The 1,460-nt window shown below is 45.3% G+C and carries 2 protein-coding genes; both read left to right on the top strand.

Annotated elements, in window-relative coordinates:
• A partial coding sequence (locus IQ242_RS24685) for a transposase (RefSeq protein ID WP_193961767.1) occupies window positions 1-95 on the top strand: 95 nt, incomplete at its 5' end.
• Window positions 96-356: 261 nt separating this feature from the next.
• Complete coding sequence (dapB, locus tag IQ242_RS24680; RefSeq protein ID WP_193961766.1) at window positions 357-1,187, top strand: 4-hydroxy-tetrahydrodipicolinate reductase; 831 nt, start codon at window positions 357-359, stop codon at window positions 1,185-1,187.
• Window positions 1,188-1,460 lie beyond the last annotated feature (273 nt).

Raw genomic sequence — 1,460 nt, 5'->3', positions numbered from 1 at the left:
CTCTTTGGTCGCCCAGTTATTTTGTATCTTCTGTAGGAGGTGCGCCACTGGAAGTTCTTAAGTGCTACATTGAAAATCAGGAAAAGCCGTCGTAAAACGACGGGGTTTTAACCCAAATTTTCGATAATTTCCCCCAGACATAAGCTTCTTTTTCGTTGTCGAGTCTTCAGTCCATAAGCAAGTAAGCTTTTTGAGCATTGAGGTGCAAATTATTGGCAAAAATCATCGACAGGACAGAACAAAGCATCTATACTAACCCTAGGGCAAGGTGGCTGAATGGTTTTCTGTTTTTCAGCAGATCACTTCTCCCTTTTCTTATCCCGAACTCAGGTTATATGTAAGGAGAATAATTAACCATGACTGAAAATAGAGGCCCGATTCCTGTGGTTGTCAACGGTGCAGCCGGTAAAATGGGACGGGAAGTCATTAAAGCCGTTGCTCGTGCCGACGATATGATCTTAGTGGGTGCAGTGGATCGAAATCCAGCTTTTCGAGGTCAGGATGTGGGGGAAGTGGCCGGTTGTGAACCCCTAGAAGTGCCGATTCTCGACGATTTACAGAGTGTTTTAGTCCTGGCAACTCAGGAACAAGTGCAAGGGGTGATGGTGGATTTTACCCATCCCGACGGTGTTTATGACAATACCCGCAGTGCGATCGCCTATGGAGTGCGTCCCGTGGTGGGAACTACGGGATTATCGGCGGCACAACTGCAAGATTTAGCCGAATTTGCCGAAAAAGCCAGCACCGGCTGTTTAGTTATCCCCAATTTTTCCATTGGCATGGTTTTACTACAACAGGCTGCCCTGCAAGCATCCCGCTACTTTGATCATGTGGAAATTATCGAACTGCATCACAATCAAAAAGCAGACGCACCCAGTGGAACGGCACTCAAAACCGCAGAATTACTGGCAGAATTAGGTAAAACCTTTAATCCTGCCCAAGTTTCCGAAAAAGAAACTATCCCCGGCGCTAGAGGCGGTTTAACTGCTGAGAACATCCGTATTCATAGCGTGCGTTTACCCGGTTTAATTGCCCACCAGGAAGTCATTTTCGGTTCCCCCGGGGAAATCTATACCCTTCGTCATGATACCAGCGATCGCTCCTGTTATATGCCGGGGGTTCTCCTCTCTATCCGCAAAGTTACTCAGCTGCAATCCCTCGTTTACGGTTTAGAAAAAATCCTCTAAATTAAGATAGGTAGTGAATTTTATTGTAGTGGTAATAGCTCAAACCTTTGCTAATTGGGCATTGTCGTCATCAATAAAGTACCAAACAGTTCGGCACCCCCCTGATCAAGGTTAGGGGGGATCGAAGGCACAATCTATCTTCTATTTAGGGTTTGCTGAATAAATCTTAAAACCTTGTTGGGTAAGACTTTTAGACTTTTTTTCCCTCAAAAAGTGCCAACCATTGGAGTGATCGGGGGTAAAATTTAGGTACTTTTTCCCTGAAAATTAGGT

The organism is Microcystis sp. LEGE 08355, from assembly GCF_015207185.1.
Classification (GTDB): domain Bacteria; phylum Cyanobacteriota; class Cyanobacteriia; order Cyanobacteriales; family Microcystaceae; genus Microcystis; species Microcystis panniformis.
The sequence above is the reverse complement of the archived record's forward strand: the minus strand, read 5'-3'. Positions and strand labels throughout refer to the sequence as shown.

What these genes read in the sequence shown, in the direction of transcription:
- dapB (WP_193961766.1), top strand. Translation starts at nt 357, where the DNA reads ATGACTGAAAATAGAGGCCCGATTCCTGTGGTTGTCAACGGTGCAGCC.